Origin of the sequence: Bacillus norwichensis (assembly GCF_014836955.1) — a bacterium.
Classification (GTDB): domain Bacteria; phylum Bacillota; class Bacilli; order Bacillales; family Bacillaceae_C; genus Siminovitchia; species Siminovitchia norwichensis.
The window spans coordinates 1-18268 of record NZ_JACSPV010000061.1; the positions used below are offsets into that span (position 1 = coordinate 1).

Annotated in this window: 15 protein-coding genes; 10 read left to right on the plus strand and 5 right to left on the minus strand. The window is 39.8% G+C overall.

Annotated elements, in window-relative coordinates; genetic code table 11:
* The first annotated feature begins 306 nt into the window (after positions 1–306).
* The 4 genes from hisC to H9631_RS20690 all read left to right on the plus strand — a co-directional run bounded on the left by hisC (position 307) and on the right by H9631_RS20690 (position 5126).
* The gene (hisC, locus tag H9631_RS20675) at positions 307–1410 is read left to right on the plus strand and encodes a histidinol-phosphate transaminase (protein ID WP_191816103.1); all 1104 of its coding nucleotides are present in this window, start codon (positions 307–309) and stop codon (positions 1408–1410) included.
* Positions 1411–1429: 19 nt separating this feature from the next.
* Positions 1430–2728: an aminotransferase class I/II-fold pyridoxal phosphate-dependent enzyme gene (locus tag H9631_RS20680; RefSeq protein WP_191816105.1), complete on the plus strand. Its 1299-nt coding sequence runs from the start codon at positions 1430–1432 to the stop codon at positions 2726–2728.
* A 146-nt stretch (positions 2729–2874) separates the two neighbouring features.
* On the plus strand, positions 2875–4308 hold the full coding sequence (gene pdxR / locus H9631_RS20685; protein WP_191816107.1) for a MocR-like pyridoxine biosynthesis transcription factor PdxR: 1434 nt from the start codon (positions 2875–2877) through the stop codon (positions 4306–4308).
* A 548-nt stretch (positions 4309–4856) separates the two neighbouring features.
* On the plus strand, positions 4857–5126 hold the full coding sequence (locus tag H9631_RS20690; protein ID WP_318246844.1) for a hypothetical protein: 270 nt from the start codon (positions 4857–4859) through the stop codon (positions 5124–5126).
* A 153-nt stretch (positions 5127–5279) separates the two neighbouring features.
* Here H9631_RS20690 and H9631_RS20695 read toward each other — a convergent pair whose 3' ends face one another.
* Positions 5280–5420 (minus strand): YjcZ family sporulation protein, encoded by a 141-nt coding sequence (locus H9631_RS20695; protein WP_191816111.1) that lies wholly within the window; start codon positions 5418–5420, stop codon positions 5280–5282.
* Positions 5421–5746: 326 nt separating this feature from the next.
* Positions 5747–6010: an excalibur calcium-binding domain-containing protein gene (locus H9631_RS20700; protein WP_191816113.1), complete on the minus strand. Its 264-nt coding sequence runs from the start codon at positions 6008–6010 to the stop codon at positions 5747–5749.
* Between the two features lie 321 nt (positions 6011–6331).
* Here H9631_RS20700 and H9631_RS20705 point away from each other — a divergent pair, with 321 nt between their 5' ends.
* Positions 6332–6979: a FusB/FusC family EF-G-binding protein gene (locus H9631_RS20705; RefSeq protein ID WP_191816115.1), complete on the plus strand. Its 648-nt coding sequence runs from the start codon at positions 6332–6334 to the stop codon at positions 6977–6979.
* Between the two features lie 45 nt (positions 6980–7024).
* Here the strand turns inward: H9631_RS20705 and H9631_RS20710 are convergent, their stop codons facing one another.
* Entirely contained in the window at positions 7025–7888 is an 864-nt protein-coding gene (locus tag H9631_RS20710) for a thermonuclease family protein (protein WP_191816117.1), read from the minus strand.
* 198 nt (positions 7889–8086) lie between these two features.
* Here H9631_RS20710 and H9631_RS20715 point away from each other — a divergent pair, with 198 nt between their 5' ends.
* A complete protein-coding gene (locus tag H9631_RS20715; protein ID WP_191816129.1) occupies positions 8087–9235 on the plus strand; it encodes a saccharopine dehydrogenase family protein in 1149 nt (382 codons plus the stop codon).
* Positions 9236–9594: 359 nt separating this feature from the next.
* On the opposite strand, the gene H9631_RS20720 is transcribed toward H9631_RS20715, so the two are convergent.
* Together H9631_RS20720 and H9631_RS20725 are read right to left on the minus strand one after the other, a co-directional pair.
* Positions 9595–10788: an acyl-CoA dehydrogenase family protein gene (locus tag H9631_RS20720; protein ID WP_191816119.1), complete on the minus strand. Its 1194-nt coding sequence runs from the start codon at positions 10786–10788 to the stop codon at positions 9595–9597.
* Positions 10789–10803: 15 nt separating this feature from the next.
* A complete protein-coding gene (locus H9631_RS20725; protein WP_191816131.1) occupies positions 10804–11991 on the minus strand; it encodes a CaiB/BaiF CoA transferase family protein in 1188 nt (395 codons plus the stop codon).
* A gap of 350 nt (positions 11992–12341) precedes the next feature.
* On the opposite strand from H9631_RS20725, the gene H9631_RS20730 reads away from it, so the two are divergent.
* The 4 genes from H9631_RS20730 (at position 12342) to lonB (ending at position 18080) form a co-directional block, all read left to right on the plus strand.
* Entirely contained in the window at positions 12342–13328 is a 987-nt protein-coding gene (locus H9631_RS20730) for a tetratricopeptide repeat protein (protein ID WP_191816121.1), read from the plus strand.
* Positions 13329–13455: 127 nt separating this feature from the next.
* Entirely contained in the window at positions 13456–14745 is a 1290-nt protein-coding gene (tig, locus tag H9631_RS20735; protein WP_191816123.1) for a trigger factor, read from the plus strand.
* Positions 14746–15008: 263 nt separating this feature from the next.
* Positions 15009–16262 carry an ATP-dependent protease ATP-binding subunit ClpX gene (clpX, locus tag H9631_RS20740; protein ID WP_191816125.1) on the plus strand — a complete coding sequence of 418 codons (1254 nt, stop codon included), beginning with the start codon at positions 15009–15011 and terminating at the stop codon, positions 16260–16262.
* Positions 16263–16412: 150 nt separating this feature from the next.
* A complete protein-coding gene (gene lonB / locus H9631_RS20745; protein WP_191816127.1) occupies positions 16413–18080 on the plus strand; it encodes an ATP-dependent protease LonB in 1668 nt (555 codons plus the stop codon).
* Positions 18081–18268 lie beyond the last annotated feature (188 nt).

The following is an 18268-nucleotide window of genomic DNA, read 5'->3' on the forward strand; positions in this document are numbered from 1 at the left end:
AAGCCCTTTTTAAAAAATAGGAATAGAGGGCTTACTTAAGTATTGCTTTCTAGCGGAAATAATTTTCATACAAAATTAACGAGTGGAACTCGATAAATTCTGGGTGCAAAAACGCCAAGGCACATTTGATAATGGACATGGAATGAAGAGCTGTCAAATAACAAGTGGATGGTCAAAACAAGCTAAAATTGGATGGTTAAAAATACAACATTTCCGTTAAAATTATTAATAAGGTTTTATTACGCTAATTCTGTGCTCGTTGTCTTGTGTGGGTGAGTATTTTTTACGCTAATGGGGGATTGAAAAGTGGAGAAAAACAAAATAAAAAGGCGCTTAGCTTTAAATAAGATAACACCGTACCAACCAGGTAAACCAATCTGGGAATTACAGAGTGAATTAGACTTGGATCAAGTGGTCAAATTAGCTTCAAATGAAAATCCAATTGGTCCATCACCTAAAGCAGTTGAAGTATTACAGCATGCTCTGTGGACGCTTAACAGGTATCCTGATGCTCATGCTACAAGATTAAAAGAAGTCTTGGCAGCTCATTTATCCTTAACTACGGAACAATTCATTATTACAAACGGTGCAGATGAGCTGATTACCTTGATTTCTGAGACGTATCTTGAACCCGATGATGAAATTATTGTTCTCTCCCCATCTTTTAGTGAATATCAATTTGGGGCGAATTTGATGGGGGCTAACATTGTTAGTATTCCTCTTGATAATAGATTTCAATTTAATATCCATACAATCTTGTCGTCTGTTACAGATCATACAAAATTGGTTTACGTATGTTCGCCTAATAATCCAACGGGCACGTATTTATCTGCGAATGATCTCGAAGCATTGGTGTCAGCACTGCCTGAACATACCCTTCTTGTACTTGATGCTGCATATAGTCATTTTGCAACAAATGCCAATTATACAGATGGCTTAGAGTTTGTTCGATCAGGCCATCAATTGATTGTTCTCCAAACTTTCTCCAAAATATACGGTCTAGCAGGTATAAGAATAGGGTTTGGGGCGGCGCCATCATCTATTATCGAGAGTATCACACGTGTAAAAGAACCATTTAATGTTAATGCACTAGCTCAATATGCAGCAGCAGCGGCTATCGAAGATGTCGATCATGTTAACCAGTCAAAGCTTGTGAACACATCTGGGCGAAAACAATTATACGAAGCTTTTTCTAGATTAGGCTTATCCTATATAGAAAGTATGGCTAATTTTGTTTTTGTAAAAATTGGCCAAGAGGCAAGAAAAGTGCATGAGGGGCTGCTTGAAGGAGGAGTTATCGTCCGTTATGGTGATGCCTGGGACATGCCTGAGTACTTACGGGTTTCAGTCGGAACTCTGGAAGAGAATGCAACGTTCATTAAACAACTAGAGTCAATGATCAAAAACTGAATATTGAGGATGAGAACGAATGAATGAGCTTGCAGAAAATTTAAATGCCCGTATACAAAAATCCAACCCTTATATTTTTGAATTACTATCTGATCTTGGTAAGAGGCTATATTATCCAAAGGGAATTTTGAGTCAAAGTGCGGAGGCAAGTACCCAGGCAACCCGATATAATGCAACTATTGGAATAGCAACTGTCAATCATTCTCCCATGCATTATAAACATATACATGAAACCTTAAAAGGGTATTCTCCTGAAGAGGTATATCCCTATGCACCACCAGCTGGAAAAGAAGAGCTGCGTGAAGAGTGGAGAAAGAAGTTATTAAGAGAAAATCCCTCTTTGAAAATCAAAAATATCGGTCTTCCAATTGCTACAAATGCTTTAACCCATGGCTTAAGTATTTTGGCAGATTTATTTGTAAATGAAAATGATGCGATTATTCTTCCTGATAAGTACTGGGGAAATTACGCGTCCATTTTTCATATTCGCCGGGGTGGAAGCCTGATAACTTTTGAGCTTTTTGATCAATGCGAGAATATAAATGTCGTTGGATTTAGGGAACAATTATTAAAACAGAAAAAATCAGGAAAGGCAATCGTGTTACTCAATTTTCCGAATAACCCAACAGGCTATACTCCTGATGAGGCAGAAGTCGAGGGAATCATATCAGCATTACTTGAAGCTGCTGAGGCAGGCATTAATATTGTATTGATTTTGGATGACGCATATTTTGGCCTATTTTATGAGAATTCCGTGAAGGAATCTCTATTCGGCAGGGTTTCTGGTCTTCATTCTAGAATATTGCCAATTAAAGTGGATGGCGCAACAAAGGAGAGTTATGTTTGGGGTTTACGAGTTGGTTTTATTACGTACGCCTCAGGCCACAAGGAAGTATTGCTAGCCTTGGAACAGAAAACAAAAGGGATTATTAGAGGAACCATTTCGAGCAGTTCCCATTTATCTCAGACAATCGTTCTACATTCTTTAAAATCAAATGAGTATGAGGAAGAAAAGCGCCTCATGTATGAATTGATGAAGAAACGGGCTGAACGGGTTAAAGAAATAGTTAGTCAAGACAAGTACCAGAAAGTGTGGACGCATTACCCGTTTAATTCGGGGTATTTTATGTGTTTAAAAATAGATAAAGTCGATGTGGAAATATTGAGAAATTATTTATTGGAGCAGTATGGGGTCGGTACGGTTGCCATCAATCAAACTGATTTAAGAATCGCATTTTCATGTGTTGATGAAGATAATTTAGAAGAACTTTTTGAATTCATATATATAGGAATTAAGGAATTACTGGAAATGTCATGAATGAAAAGCATGAATAAAGGGATGAAAAAGGTAACGACAGAACCACGTAATCTGTAAGTACTCCTTTACTGCCTGATAATTTAATTATAGGTATAATTATTTCTATAAAACATATTCTTGTAAATCTCAATACGGAGTGATAGTAAATGGAGTTTACACCAGATCCTTCGTCTAAAAAACCTATTTATAAACAAATTGCGGAGTTTATAGAGCAAGGTATTTCATCAGGCGAACTTTCTCCTGATGTCCCCTTGCCATCTGAGCGTGCTTTAGCAAAAAAAATTAAGGTTAATCGCAGCACAGTTGTGGCAGCTTATGATGAATTACAATCTATTGGATTGGTAGTTAAAAAAAAGGGGAGCGGTACGTATATCAACACAGATATATGGGGGATATCTCACAAACGGGTCCCCAATTGGGGAAGATATGTGGAGGATGGTTCTTTTCTGCCCAATCTACCTTTAGTACAGAAAATCCGTACGGAAACACAGAAAAATGAGCGAATCAATTTGGCAAGTGGTGAATTGGCTTCAGATCTCTTTCCTGCTGATCAATTTCGTTCTATTTTAACTGAGCACCCATTCAATGGTCATTTGGGATATGATCATCCACAGGGGAATGAGCTGTTGCGCGAGACCATTTCTCATCATGTGGAAGATTATAAAAATATCCGTGTCAGTCCAGATTCAATCCTGATCACTTCGGGAGCGCAGCAAGCCCTTCATTTAATCGTGCAATGTTTGCTGAAGCCAGGAGATACTGTAGCGATTGAAAATCCATCGTACGCCTATTCTCTACCTATTTTTCAATCTGCTGGTCTTAGAATTCTATTATTGCCAGTTGATAAATATGGCGTGAATCCGGATGATATTATAGAACTTCAAAAAAAACATCGGATTAGAATGCTGTTCTTGAATCCAGATCATCAAAACCCTACTGGAGCAAAAATGTCTGTATCTAGACGTAAACGGATTTTGGACATTTCTTCAGAGTATGGCATTCCGATTATAGAGGACGATCCATATAGTTTGACTTCGTTTGATGGAAAAATAGGCCCTTGCTTAAAGTCAATGGACGATAGTGGAAATGTAGTGTATATTAGTTCGCTTTCTAAGATAGTGGCATCAGGACTGCGAATTGGCTGGATCATTGGGCCGCAAAAGGTGATCGAACGCTTGGCTGATGCCAAACAACAAGTGGATTTTGGACACAGCGTTTTTCCCCAATGGGTGGCTAATGAATTCTTAGGCTCGCCACAATTCGGCAAGCACATCTTAATGCTTCGACAGCACCTTCAAGAACGAAGAGATTTAATGATTTCGTCGCTTTTGAAGATATCAGATCATGAAACGAATTTTTTTGTACCCGAAGGCGGAATTCATTTATGGTATAAGTTAAATGAACCAGTTGATGAATATAGGCTACTCGATGAATCGATGAAAAAAGGGGTAGCGTTCGTCCCAGGGAGTATTTTTGGTTCCGATAAAGGCTATATTCGGTTTTCTTATGGACGAGGGCAAAACCACTTAATCGAGGAAGGAATCTCTAGATTTGCCAGTGCATTAAAAAGTTTCGTTTAGATTTAGAACAAAGAAATCTGAAGAGGCTGAGACAAAACTAGCTGCAACATTAAAGAGCGCAAAAAATCAATTGTAAAACTGTTGATTTTTTGCGCTTTTCAATGTGGATTTTTAACTTATTCATCGGAAGTCTCCCACATCTGTAAATGGTGTTCCATTCAGTAGGGCTTCAATCCTAGGCTAATTAAAGTTAAAGCCTCCGCTGGATGCCACGGATTGTAATTTATCGAGAGGAGGTCGATAAAATCTGAGCGCAAATACGCCAAGGCGCATTGCTTCTGCCTCGGTTTCTTTAAAGTGGATGAGGAGAAAAATGCAGAACTGGATGGTCCAATTGTGATCGAAACTGATTAAAATGAATAATGATGCAGTAATAGAAAGAATTGAAGGCTTCAGAGGACATCTTCCTTAACGGTGATCTTCTTGTATGAACAAATGGATATATACTAAGTAATTTTTCTAAAGGTTTGCCGGTTTTCATGAAGGCTGACATACTTTAAATCATTGATGAGAACAAGAATACTGTTTAAGCGCATATGATATAGGGAGTGATTTCTTTGACATTATATATGATTATTGGTGGGATTATTACGAGTATAGCTGCTCTTGTAGGTACGTTTCTTGTTGGAAGAGATGTAACAAGGCAAATGAAGAAATATGAAGAAGAGGGATCTACTTCCCAGGATGAATTAGCCAGATCCTTGGCATACGAAAAAAGCTCATTGACCTATAATATCAAAAGATTATCATGGATTTATATAGTATTGGGACTTGTTGTACTCATTGTTTCAATCAGTATTGTCTATTACGGTAAATAATTAATGATGCTGCAAAATCATTGGTGAGGAATAATCGCATACTGCATTAGATTTGACCTTGAGAAAAAGAGCGCTGCAAAGCGCTCTTGGAGGTTAAGATGAGTCGAAGATAGATGAAGAAACGGTTGAACTATGGTGGATTTCAAAATCTAATTAGTAGCGGAATGAAGTACCAACAATAATTAACAAAACAAACAGGACTACGATTAAAGCAAAGGAATTACCAAAGCCATATCCTCCGCCATATCCGTATCCGCCGCAACCGCCGCCAAATCCGCAGCCAAAGAAGCCCATGAATATCACCACCTTATAGGATTAATACAAATTATGCAGGTCCAAGTAAAACGAGCTAGGGATATGCGGACAAATCTCAAAAATGGGTTAATTTTGGGACCGTATCTTGGTTTAATGAATCCGGTGTACCACTGCTTTCTTCCACGTTTGAAAACTCCGCTCAAACATCCACTCAAATCAAATCTTCATACTCTGAGACTATGAAAGAATTCATAAGCGTTGAAAAATCAAACACGGTTAACTCCAGGCCTAGTATATGAACAATAAAAAATAGACCCGTAATTATACGGATCCTTAACTTTCATTTGTTTAGAATTTGTTAGAGCTTATTTTTCACACGCAATACCATCCTTATCTCTGTCCATTTTTTTGTTTGCGTTATAGAGTTTCGAAGAAACGTGTGGCTTGTACTTTGTTTTTCCGCCTTTATTTTTTATTTTGGACGATTTTGCAACGCCACCCTTATAATCTTTATTCAGAGCGGTGCAATTTTTGTATGTTTTTACTTTGGATTTTGCTTCCGCTGTATCATAGGAGGCGTAACCAAAAACAAGTCCGGCTCCCAGTACAACCGCTAATATTTTTTTCACTCAAATCACTCCTATTACTATTTTCTTAATATTTTACTATTTTTCCAGTAGAAAATAAATTTTAAATTAAAAATAAGCTATATTGAAGAAATGCAAATTTATTTAACAGACAATATACATTTATTGTATAATATACTTGATCACTGGAGGTGATAGAAGATGGCGAAAATATTTCCGCCAGCATTTGCGACGTCTCATGCAAAGCCTTTTATTAAAACTGGCGATACTTTGCGTGAGGTAGACTGATTAATCCATCGCCTTAATAAATGGCTTTGTCTTCCATCCGAATTTTTTATATTAAAAATTAAGGAGTTAGTTAAAATGACAAGCCATAATGAAATACAACCCTTCATTAGATGTGACCAGTTTAATTTTATTAAATTTCAAGTGAAGAATTTGGTGCATGCCCATTCTACCGTAAAGGATCCATCCGTTCTAGATGCGCTCAAATATGGAGCGCTGGACAAGATATTGAATCTGTTTCCGGAAATGAGTGAGGATCATCAGTTTTTTCATAAAATAACCGAAATCGAACAGGAGATTCAGGGGAAAAATTATCTGGATGCTCTAAAACCATACGTAATACCTTTTAAGCCCGTAACGGAAAAAACAGTAGGGAAACTTTTCCCAAAAGCGGGAAAGCTGAAACTGCAATTTTTGAAGAATGTGGATTTTAAAGAATTAACTTATTTAGGCTGGTATGATATCCGTTCTGATAAAAAGTTCCTCATATTTGATTACAAAGGAAAATTAATGGGGATTCATGGAACGTTTAGGCATAAAACAAAGGGGATTTGTTCTTTATGCAATCATCATGGAGACGTGGGTTTGTTCATGGCAAATGTAAAAAGAGGGAAGGAAACTTTCACTAACCGAGGGAATTATATTTGTGATGATAGCCTGGAATGTAATCAAAATTTGCAAAGTCTAGATAAGCTTGAATATTTCATAGAGAATTTAAAAAACTGAGGATTATTCCTCAGTTTTTTTATGTCCCTTTTATGAGATTGACTGTTATCTTTCACAGGCATATCCATCTTTGTCCCTATCCATTTTAGCCTGATAGGCGGGATGGCCTTCAGGGACGCCATCTGGATAAACCTTTCTTAGTTCTGTGCAGTTTTGAAAAAAATCTGTCCCGCTTGCCGGCTTAGAAGTCTGGCTGTTACTGGAGGATTGCTGTGAGCCTTTTGATGATTCTGTCGAAGATTCTTTAAAGCCTGAATCTGTTGCATAGTTTTCGATGGACCAAATACCGATTTCTTTCGCTTTCGCTTTTTCTTGTGCTTCTTCGTAAGGGGTTAAATGTCTTGTATTTGGAGGGTAGACATAGGCAACCCGGGCTAAACCTTCTTCTAACAGCGTCTCTTGTACACTTTTTCCATCGACATACACATAAGCCAGCAAACGCCCGTATTTATCAATACGTTCCCCAATGTCGAACTCCAGTGTTAAATCTCCATTTTCGACCAGTTGTTTGTTTCGCTCCTTGGCTTCTTCACCGAACAGCTGCTTTCCTAAACGCGGGTGATTTGTTTCAGGTGTATCAATTAAAAGGTAGCGGACATTTTGTTCTTTTCCATCGTAACGGACCTTAATGGTGTCGCCGTCTATTGTTTTAACTAGTGTTACAGGAATATGATCAACCGTACCAGATGTCTTGGTAGCTTGATCTGTTTCGGAAGTTGGTTCTTGTTCTACCTGTTGAACCTCATCTTTTTTCTGAGCTTGATTAACCGGAGCGCTGTCAACGTCAGAACAAGCGGTCAAGGCAAACAGGCTGAGCACAAGGATGGGAACAGTAATTTTTCGCTTGAATGCTGTTGTTGTAATAATGCCAATTAAAAATATGAAAATAACTCCCAAAATGACGTTCATAGTATTTGAACTCCTTTGATAATGAATTGTTCAGATCTCTCAAATTGAAGAGCATACAAACAAAGTCTATTTTAACATCAGAGATTGTTTAATCAAGCAAATTTTGGAAAAAGAAAAAGACAAAGCTTCCTGTTTGAACTTGATAATTCTTCCTTTCATTTACACATAGAATGATTAGGGAGAAGGGGAGTGAGATTATTGAAAATAGCTGTATTGGGTGCGGGATTAATGGGAAAGGAAGCAGCCCGTGATCTTGCTGGTTCGGAAAAAGTGAAAGAGGTTGGCATTGCAGATATTAATTTTGATCAGGCAAAGGCTGTATGTAAAGCAATCGATTCGCCAAAGCTCAAAGCTTATCAATTGGATGCCAGAAATTTTCAAGCTCTAGTTCACTTTCTTCAAGAGTACGATGTTGGCATTAACGCCCTATTTTATTCTTTTAATGAGCAGGTGGCAAAAGCCGCTATTCAAGCGGGAACACACTCTGTTGATTTAGGAGGTCATATCGGGCATATAACAGATAAGGTGCTCGAACTTCGCGAGAAAGCAAAAGCCGCTAATATTACACTAATCCCTGACCTTGGCGTAGCTCCTGGTATGATCAATATTTTATCAGGATATGGCGTAGGGAAATTAACCAGTCCAACGTCTGTCAGATTATATGTTGGAGGAATTCCGCTGCGGCCAGAGCCTCCTCTGGAATATAACCATGTTTTTTCAATGGAGGGCGTGTTTGACCATTATACTGATCCATCCTTGGTCATCCGTGATGGGGAAATCAGAGAAATTCCATCCTTATCGGAAGTGGAAAAAGTGTATTTTGAAAAATTTGGTCCATTGGAGGCCTTTCACACTTCAGGTGGAACGTCTACCCTATCAAAGTCCTATCCTAACTTACAAACATTGGAATATAAAACAGTCCGATACCTTGGACATTGTGAGAAGTTCAAACTACTAGTTGATTTGAACTTGACGCGCCCGGATTATAGCGTAGAAGTGAGAGGTAGACAGGTAAAACCACGGGATGTTCTCTTAAAAGTACTGCAGCCTATCGTTGATTTGAAGGATAAAGATGATGTAGTTGTGCTCAGAGTCATTGTAGCGGGGGAGGCAGGTGGAGAGGAGCGAACTTTCGAATATGAAATGGTGACATATAAGGACCGTGCACATCAAGTCACTGCAATGGCACGGGCGACAGCTAACACGATATCCGTTGTTGCCCAAATGATAGGCGAGGGGATAATAAATAAGAAAGGAGTATTTCCACCTGAACAGATTGTTCCAGGGGATATTTATATAGAAGAAATGGCCAAAAGAGGAGTCCATATAGTTGAGAAAAGATATTAGGGAAGCTCTGAAGCTAATGACTTATGTGGGAGGGGTAGCTTTTGAAAAAGGTTGATGTAGTCAAAGAATAGTTATTCATATATGTGGGTGCGATGAGAAAAGGTCATAAAATAAGGCGAGAATGGTGTCGCTATTGGGAATGCATCGCAAAACGGTTACGAATAGGTGAAGATACCCTTTATTTTAATAATGCACCAAGAAACAATACCGATTAAGCGAGAATAATGTTATTTGTAGTTGCACGATTCATTTTAGATTCATTTTCAAAATTACACCAGCGCGATTCCGTTAACCTTAACGGAGTCCTCATATACATTAAAAGGCCGTCCTTTGACAGGACGGCCTCCTTACGAATTGATTTAATCTACAAAGGGCCATGCCGGCAACATTCTATTAAGCTCTTTATCTTCGCGGTAACCTAGTACATAATCGGCCTGCATGACGGTGTGGATTTCCCGTGTTCCTTCATATATTACTGGTGCCTTAGAATTTCTCAAATATCGCTCTACGGGGTATTCATTTGAATAACCATATGCTCCATGAATTTGAACGGCATCGTCTGCGGCTTTATTAGCGAAATCGCACGCTTGCCATTTGGCAAGGGATGTTTCCCTCGTATTGCGTACTCCTTTGTTTTTTAGTTCTCCTGCACGGTACACAAGCAAACGGCTCATTTGCAGGCCGGCTTCCATGTTGGCAATCATCTGTTTCACAAGCTGATGGTCTCCGATTTTCTTACCGAAGGTTTCGCGCTCATGACAGTATTTAGAGCTAGCTTCAAGGCAGGCCATAATTTGACCGCAAGCTCCCGCCGCCACTGTAAAGCGTCCGCTATCCAAAGCAGACATAGCAATTTTAAAGCCTTCTCCTTCTTTTCCAAGTAGGTTTTCTTTTGGGATTTTTATATTTTCAAAGAATATTTCTCCGGTATTACCTGCGCGAATTCCCAATTTCCCCTTAATTGCCTTTGAGGAAAAGCCTATCATTGTCCTTTCCACAATGAAAGCTGAGATCCCCTGATGTTTTTTGCTTTTGTCCGTGTAAGCGAAAACGAGGAAGTGGTCAGCCACATCACAAAGGGAAATCCATGTTTTTTGCCCATTTAATATATAGTAGTCCCCATCTCTGACTGCGGTCGATTGCAAGGCGGCAACATCAGATCCTGCATTTGGCTCCGTCAATCCGAACGCACCGATCTTTTCACCTTTAGCCTGAGGGATGAGGTACTTTTGTTTCTGCTCTTCCGTTCCCCACTGAAGCAACGTCATGCTGTTTAATCCGGTATGTACAGATACGGCTGTACGAAATGCTGTATCGCCCCTTTCTAGCTCCTCGCACACAATGGCAAGAGAGTTATAATCCATTTCACTTCCACCGTATTTTTCCGGAATGCAGACTCCCATCAAACCGAGTTTAGCTAAAGCAGTAATGATTTCAGAGTGAAACTCTCCTTTTTCATCCCATTCGGCAATATGAGGCATGATTTCCTTATCAACAAAGTTCCGTACCGTTTTTCTTAACATGATTTGTTCATCGCTAAAGTCGAAGTTCAACTACAGCACCCCTTATCAGATGATTTTGTTTTTCTTTAAAAATCTGATCAAATCTTCATCGTATCCAAGCTCCATCAGTATTTCGTTTGTGTGCTCCCCGGCATCCGGCGGATAATAGCGCACTTTGGCAGGAGTACGTGAAAGCTTCAAAGGACTTCCGATCATTTTGATTTTTCCAGCTGTAGGGTGGTCAATGGTTTGAATAGTTTCTCTCGCTAGAAGCTGCGGATCTTCTTCCAATTTATTGATGGTTTGAATTGGTCCGCAAGGAATGTTATTGTCACGAAAAAGTCTGATCCATTCATCGGCTCCAGCTTCTGTCAAACGCTTTTGTAAAATAGATACTAGTACTTCCCGGTTTTCTACTCTTTTTGGGTTTGTTGCAAATCTAGAGTCCTCAGCCAGCTCTGCTAATCCCATCAGTCGGCATAAAGCTGCAAATTGCCGGTCGTTGCCAACAGCTACCACCATATCGCTGTCCTTTGTCTGAAAGCATTGGTACGGAACGATATTAGGGTGGCTGTTCCCAAGTGGTTCGGGAGTTTGCCCCGACATTAAAAAGTTGCTTGCGATGTTAATCAGGGCACTGACGGCACTGTCATATAAAGCAATGTCGATTCTTTGTCCCAATCCTGAGCGTTCCCGTTCCAGCAGCGCGGCTTGGATACCAATGCACGCATATAAACCTGTCAAAACGTCTGTGATAGCAATGCCGGTTTTTTGAGGTCCAGAATCTCTATCTCCGGTTATGCTCATGAAACCGCTCATTGCCTGAATGATAAAATCGTATCCTGGCAAGTTTTTATAGGGACCGGTTTCTCCGAATCCTGTAATGGAGCAGAAAACGATACCGGGATTAATGTTTTTAAGAGTCTCGTAACCGAGTCCGAGCCGTTCCATTGTCCCAGTTTTAAAATTATGAATGACAACATCACTTTCTTTTACAAGCTTTTTAATAATGTCTTTTCCTTCGGTTGATTTCAAATTCAACGTCAAGCTTTTCTTGTTTCGGTTAGCGCATAAATAATAGGCACTGACCCCTTTTTGAAAAGGGGGTCCCCATTTTCTTGTGTCATCTCCTCCTTCAGGGCCTTCCACTTTTACCACTTGTGCTCCCAGGTCACCCAAAATCATTGAACAATAGGGCCCTGCAAGCACTCTCGACAGATCCAACACCTTAACCCCTTTCAGTGCATGGCTCAGTTAGTACCACTCCTTTCTCGCGCATATGAATAGGTCTGATCAAAAAATGAATCGCTTTGGTGTCTGGATAATTAGACGGCGGACAAAAGAGGAAAAGTAGTGGAACGAAAAAAATGTGCTATTTTGTCCTATACATATTACATATATTCTATAAAAATTCTAAATATTCCTTCTTGGTATATGGGGTTTTTGCTTTCATTTATCTTTAGGAGGTTCTTCAGTCTATATTTGATGAACAGCCGCTTGCTCTTTCTTAAGATGTTTGTTTTTCAAAGACTCACATGCTAAACTATTTTACATTAAAGTTCCTCTTAAAAAGGTAAGCTCGTTCTGAATGGGAAGGGTTTTATATGAAAAAAGACAACATTATTTTATTTCCGGGGTTAAAAAAGCGACTCTTTCAATTTGGAATGGAACGCTTGAAGGATCGTCAATTTGAAGAAGCGGCACATTTCTTTGAACAGGCAAGAGAAATTGGTCATGATGATGACGAAATTGATATGGCTCTTGCAGTAGCCTATTATGAAAGCGCCGATTATCAAAGGGCTAAAGAGAGAACGGAGGATATGCTTCATAAAGGAATCGGTGACTATTATGAGAACATTGATCTCTATTTGATGATATTGATGCAGCTAAACATGCATGATCAGGTGGTCCATACATTGGAAACCCTTTTTGAAGAGCAGCATGTGCCGCTGGAAAAGAGGGAACATTACGAAACGTTATTACAGTTCAGCAAAAGAGCCCTTACTAATAAAGAGAATCCCCATTCCTCCCAGGAAAAAGTTGAATCTGTCCTCGGTAAAGGTGACTTCAGAGAGCAATTGGTTTTCATAAGCAGTTTAGGGGATAGAAATATTCAACCGTACTTGGCATCATTACTGAATCTTTTAAAAGACAGTCAAGTTCATCCGTTTTTGCAGACTGCCACCTTGAATGTATTAATGGAGCATCAGATTCAAACACCTGTACAAGTTAGTAAATTTGATTATGAAGGTAATTTTATTCCAAGCGAGCTTCCTGATATCATGGAGGGTCCGTTTTATCAAGCTATCGTTGCCAAATTGAATGAAGAACTTGAAAATGAGAACCCTATACTGTTGGAACAACTGAAGGAAATGATTCTCCGCCATCAGTTTTTGTTATTTCCATTTGAATTTACTCCAAATAATCCGGCACTGTGGGCTGCTGCATACAGGGGTTTTGGCCACGAGATGTATGGAGAGAATTGGAGTAACGAAAAGACAGCGAAAAAGTTTCAAGTTGATCCGAATGAATTGGAACAAGCTATTTCTTTTATTTTTGATCTGGAGCAGCATTCGCCATCAATCGTTTAATTTTTCATCTCTTTAAATAGTTGAAAAGCTATGTTATAATATAATGGTTATGCCATCCGTTGTTAAGATCAAAAAATAAGATTTACATAAGAGATTTATCGAAGATATGTAGTTGGAGGTAATGAATATGTCAGCAAAATGGGAAAAGTTAGAGGGCAACAAAGGAGTCCTTACAGTAGAAGTTGATCAGGGAACTGTCGATAAGGGTCTTGATACAGCGTTCAAAAAAGTTGTAAAACAAGTACACATTCCGGGTTTCCGTAAAGGAAGAATTCCCCGTTCACTTTTTGAAAAGCGATTTGGTGTAGAATCACTTTATCAGGACGCACTTGATGCAATTCTTCCAGAAGCTTACACTACTGCTGTGGAAGAAGCAGGTATTGAACCAGTTGATCAACCAGAAATTGACATCGAGCAAATGGAAAAAGGAAAAGAATTGATTTTCAAAGCTACTGTAATCGTCAAGCCTGAGGTGAAACTCGGTGACTATAAAGGTCTTGAAGGAGAAGAGCTTAATACAGAAGTGACTGACGAAGATGTTGAAAATGAATTGAAAACTCTTCAAGAGCGTCAAGCTGAGCTTGTTATCAAAGAAGATGGTGCAGCTGCAGAAGGCGACACAGTTACAATCGACTTCGAAGGATTTGTCGATGATGAGCCGTTCGAAGGCGGAAAAGCTGAAAACTATTCTCTTGAGATTGGTTCCGGCAGCTTCATTCCAGGATTTGAAGAACAGCTTGTAGGTGTGGAAGCAGGAGCGGAAAAAGACGTATCTGTCACTTTCCCAGAGGAGTACCATGCAGAAGAATTGGCTGGAAAGCCGGCTGTTTTCAAAGTGAAAGTACACGAAATCAAGACAAAAGAACTACCTGAGTTGGATGATGAATTCGCAAAAGATGTTGACGAAGAAGCTGAAACACTTGATGAATTGAAAGCTTCTATCAAAGAACGTCTGACAAAAGACAAAGAACATGAAGCAGAACATAAACTTCGCGATTCTTTGGTTGAAAAAGCAACTGGAAATGCAGAGATTGATCTTCCGGAAGTTATGGTTGAAAATGAACTAAAAAACATGATGAAGGAATTCGAACAACGTCTTCAAATGCAAGGAATGAACTTAGATCTTTACTACCAATTCTCCGGACAAGACGAAGATGCGCTTAAGAGCCAAATGAATGAGGATGCTGAAAAACGCGTTCGCATGAATTTGACGCTTGAGGCAATTGCTAAAGCGGAAAATCTGGAGCCAAGTGAAGAAGATGTAGATAAAGAGCTTCAAAAAATGGCTGATATGTACAGTATGTCTGTTGAAGATATTAAAAAAGCGTTTGGTGGCAATACTGATCATATCGTCTCTGATCTTAAGGTTCAAAAAGCAGTTGATTTCCTAGTTGAAAACAAATCTGCAAGTGCATAATTTATAAACATAACGTTGAAAATTCAACATATAATAAAAACAAGGCGCGGGGTAACACGTGCCTTGTTTTACAATAAATAGAAGTACGAGCTCCATACATAACAAACCTTACTATCATCAATAAAATAATCAATTATCACCGATGCTGAGCGAAAAAGTGTATATTTGTTCATGAAATATGCTACAATGCAATACATAACTATTTAACAACGGCAACTTTGTAGCGAGGCTAAGGTATAGTTATTAAAAGGGGTGAGAGTTCATTGTTTAAATTTAATGAAGAAAAAGGACAATTAAAATGTTCTTTTTGCGGTAAGACTCAAGAACAGGTCCGCAAACTGGTCGCCGGACCAGGTGTATATATATGTGACGAATGTATTGAACTCTGTACGGAAATTGTTGAAGAAGAGCTTGGTACAGAAGAAGAATTTGAATTCAAAGATATTCCAAAGCCCCGTGAAATCCGCGAAATTTTAAAGGATTACGTCATCGGGCAGGAGCAGGCAAAGAAAGCGCTTGCTGTTGCTGTTTATAACCACTATAAAAGGATTAATTCCAACAGCAAAATTGATGATGTTGAATTGTCCAAAAGTAATATTTGTTTAATAGGGCCGACGGGTAGCGGTAAGACCCTTCTTGCACAAACTCTTGCACGTATCTTGAACGTTCCGTTCGCCATTGCGGACGCGACTTCGTTAACTGAGGCAGGATATGTCGGGGAAGACGTGGAAAATATCCTATTGAAATTGATTCAGGCTGCAGACTACGATGTGGAGAAAGCGGAAAGAGGCATCATTTATATTGATGAAATCGATAAAGTGGCGCGGAAATCTGAAAATCCTTCCATCACACGTGACGTTTCAGGTGAAGGTGTTCAGCAGGCACTGTTGAAAATTCTTGAAGGAACAACTGCAAGTGTTCCACCTCAAGGCGGACGTAAGCATCCTCATCAGGAGTTCATTCAAGTGGACACAACAAACATTCTTTTCATTTGCGGCGGAGCCTTTGATGGCATTGAGCAAATCATTAAGCGACGTTTGGGTCAGAAGGTGATTGGCTTTGGTTCTGATAATAAGCCGGAAGAGATTGAAGAAAAAGGGCTTTTATCGAAAGTCCTTCCTGAGGATCTATTACAGTTTGGCTTGATTCCAGAATTTATCGGCCGTCTGCCTGTTATTGCAAGTCTGGAACAGCTTGATGAAGAAGCATTGGTTCAAATATTGACACAACCAAAAAATGCGCTTGTCAAACAATACCAGAAAATGCTTGAACTGGATAATGTTGAGCTTGACTTTGAAGAAGACGCCCTTCGTGAGATTGCTAAAAAAGCAATAGAGCGCAAGACAGGTGCGCGCGGACTCCGTTCGATCATTGAGAGCATCATGCTTGATATTATGTACGATCTTCCTTCGCGTGAAGATATTAAAAAATGTATCATTACGAAAGACTCTGTACTTGATGAGAAACCGCCAAAGCTTGTTCTTGAAGACGGAACAGTGCTGAAGGGAACCGCATAAAACTGTAACTGAAAAGTCCAGGAGGCAGACAGCTTCCTGGACTTTTTTGTTATTTTTTTGAATAGAGACCACATGAAATATTCCGTTTATTCCTGATCTTGTACGGAGATACTACCCATATGTAAAAAAGTGAGGTCAGGAGGGAATATGATGAATTGGACTGCCGTCATCTTATTCATTCAGTTGTTTTTTGGAACAGTCATTGGGCTCTATTTTTTTAATCTATTAAGAAACCAAAGATCGCAAAAGGTAACAATTGACAGGGAATCAAAAAAAGAAATGGAACAATTGAGAAGGATGCGCTCAATCAAGCTCACAGAGCCTTTGTCGGAGCGGGTGAGGCCTTTAAGCTTTAATGATATTGTCGGGCAGGAAGACGGGATTAAAGCTTTGAAGGCAGCTTTGTGCGGACCGAACCCGCAGCATGTCATTATTTATGGGCCTCCAGGGGTTGGAAAAACTGCCGCCGCCCGACTCGTCTTAGAAGAAGCTAAGAAATTTGAAAGTTCCCCTTTTCACCAATCAGCTGTCTTTGTTGAATTGGATGCCACTACTGCACGTTTTGATGAACGGGGGATAGCGGACCCATTGATCGGTTCAGTTCACGATCCCATCTACCAAGGGGCTGGCGCCATGGGGCAGGCAGGCATCCCGCAGCCAAAACAAGGAGCTGTCTCTAATGCACACGGGGGCATTTTGTTTATAGACGAAATTGGTGAGCTTCACTCTATTCAAATGAATAAACTGCTAAAGGTTTTGGAAGATCGTAAAGTCTTTTTGGAAAGTGCCTATTACAGTGAAGAAAACAGCCAAATACCCACTCATATCCATGATATTTTTCAAAAAGGTCTTCCTGCTGACTTCAGGCTTGTTGGGGCTACAACGAGAACACCAAGCGAAATTCCACCAGCAATCAGATCCCGTTGTATGGAGGTTTTCTTCCGGGAACTGGATTTGAATGAAATTAAGAGCGTAGCAAAAAAAGCAGCTGACAAAGTGGAACTATCAATAAGTGATTCTGGTTTGTCTACACTTGCTGCTTATGCTTCAAGCGGAAGAGAAGCGGTCAATCTCATTCAAATTGCTGCAGGCTTGGCGATAACAGAAAAAAGACAGCAAATACTGGATGCTGACGTTGAATGGATTATCGAGGCAAGTCAATTGGTTCCGAGGTACGAAAAGAAAATCGCACAGAGCCCTTCTGTAGGAATTGTCAACGGATTGGCAGTCACAGGGCCCAACAGTGGCGCGCTTTTGGAAATAGAAATAATGGTCATCCCTTCTAAGGAGAAGGGAACGATCAACATTACTGGAATCGTTGAAGAAGAGAGCATTAATGGGCAAGGGAAATCAATCAGAAGAAAAAGCCTTGCCAAGGGGTCTGTTGAAAATGTTCTCACGGTCCTCAGGTCAATGGGGGTTCCCGCGCACCAATATGATATTCATGTGAATTTTCCCGGCGGGATTCCAATTGATGGGCCTTCGGCTGGCGTTGCAATGGCAGTCGGAATTTACTCGGCAATTTTTAAAATTCCAGTGGATAATCAAGTGACTATGACCGGAGAAATTGGTATTCAAGGGGATATTAAGCCAGTTGGTGGTATTCTGGCTAAGGTGAAGGCAGCCAAGCAAGCTGGGGCTCGGACAGTTTTCATACCAGAAGAAAATATGCGTTCCATTCTTGGAAGTATTGAAGGTATTGAAATTATTCCGATACAAAGGATAGAGGAAGTACTTAAAAAAGCATTGATTAGCAATAGCAGCCACGACTTTGTTTTTACAGATCTGCTTCAGGGAAAGGGAAAAAAGAGTGTTTAACTTCATTCAGCAGAAGTCTCCCACTTCTGTAAGGGGTAGATAAAATATTTCATTCAGTGGGGGCAAACCTTAGCTGAATAAAGTTAAAGCCTCCGGCGGATGCCACAAATGTTCAGAGGAAACAATCGGGCGACGTTTCTCGTCGCCACCGTCTAGAATGAAAACTGATTCTTACCTTATGCAGAGTT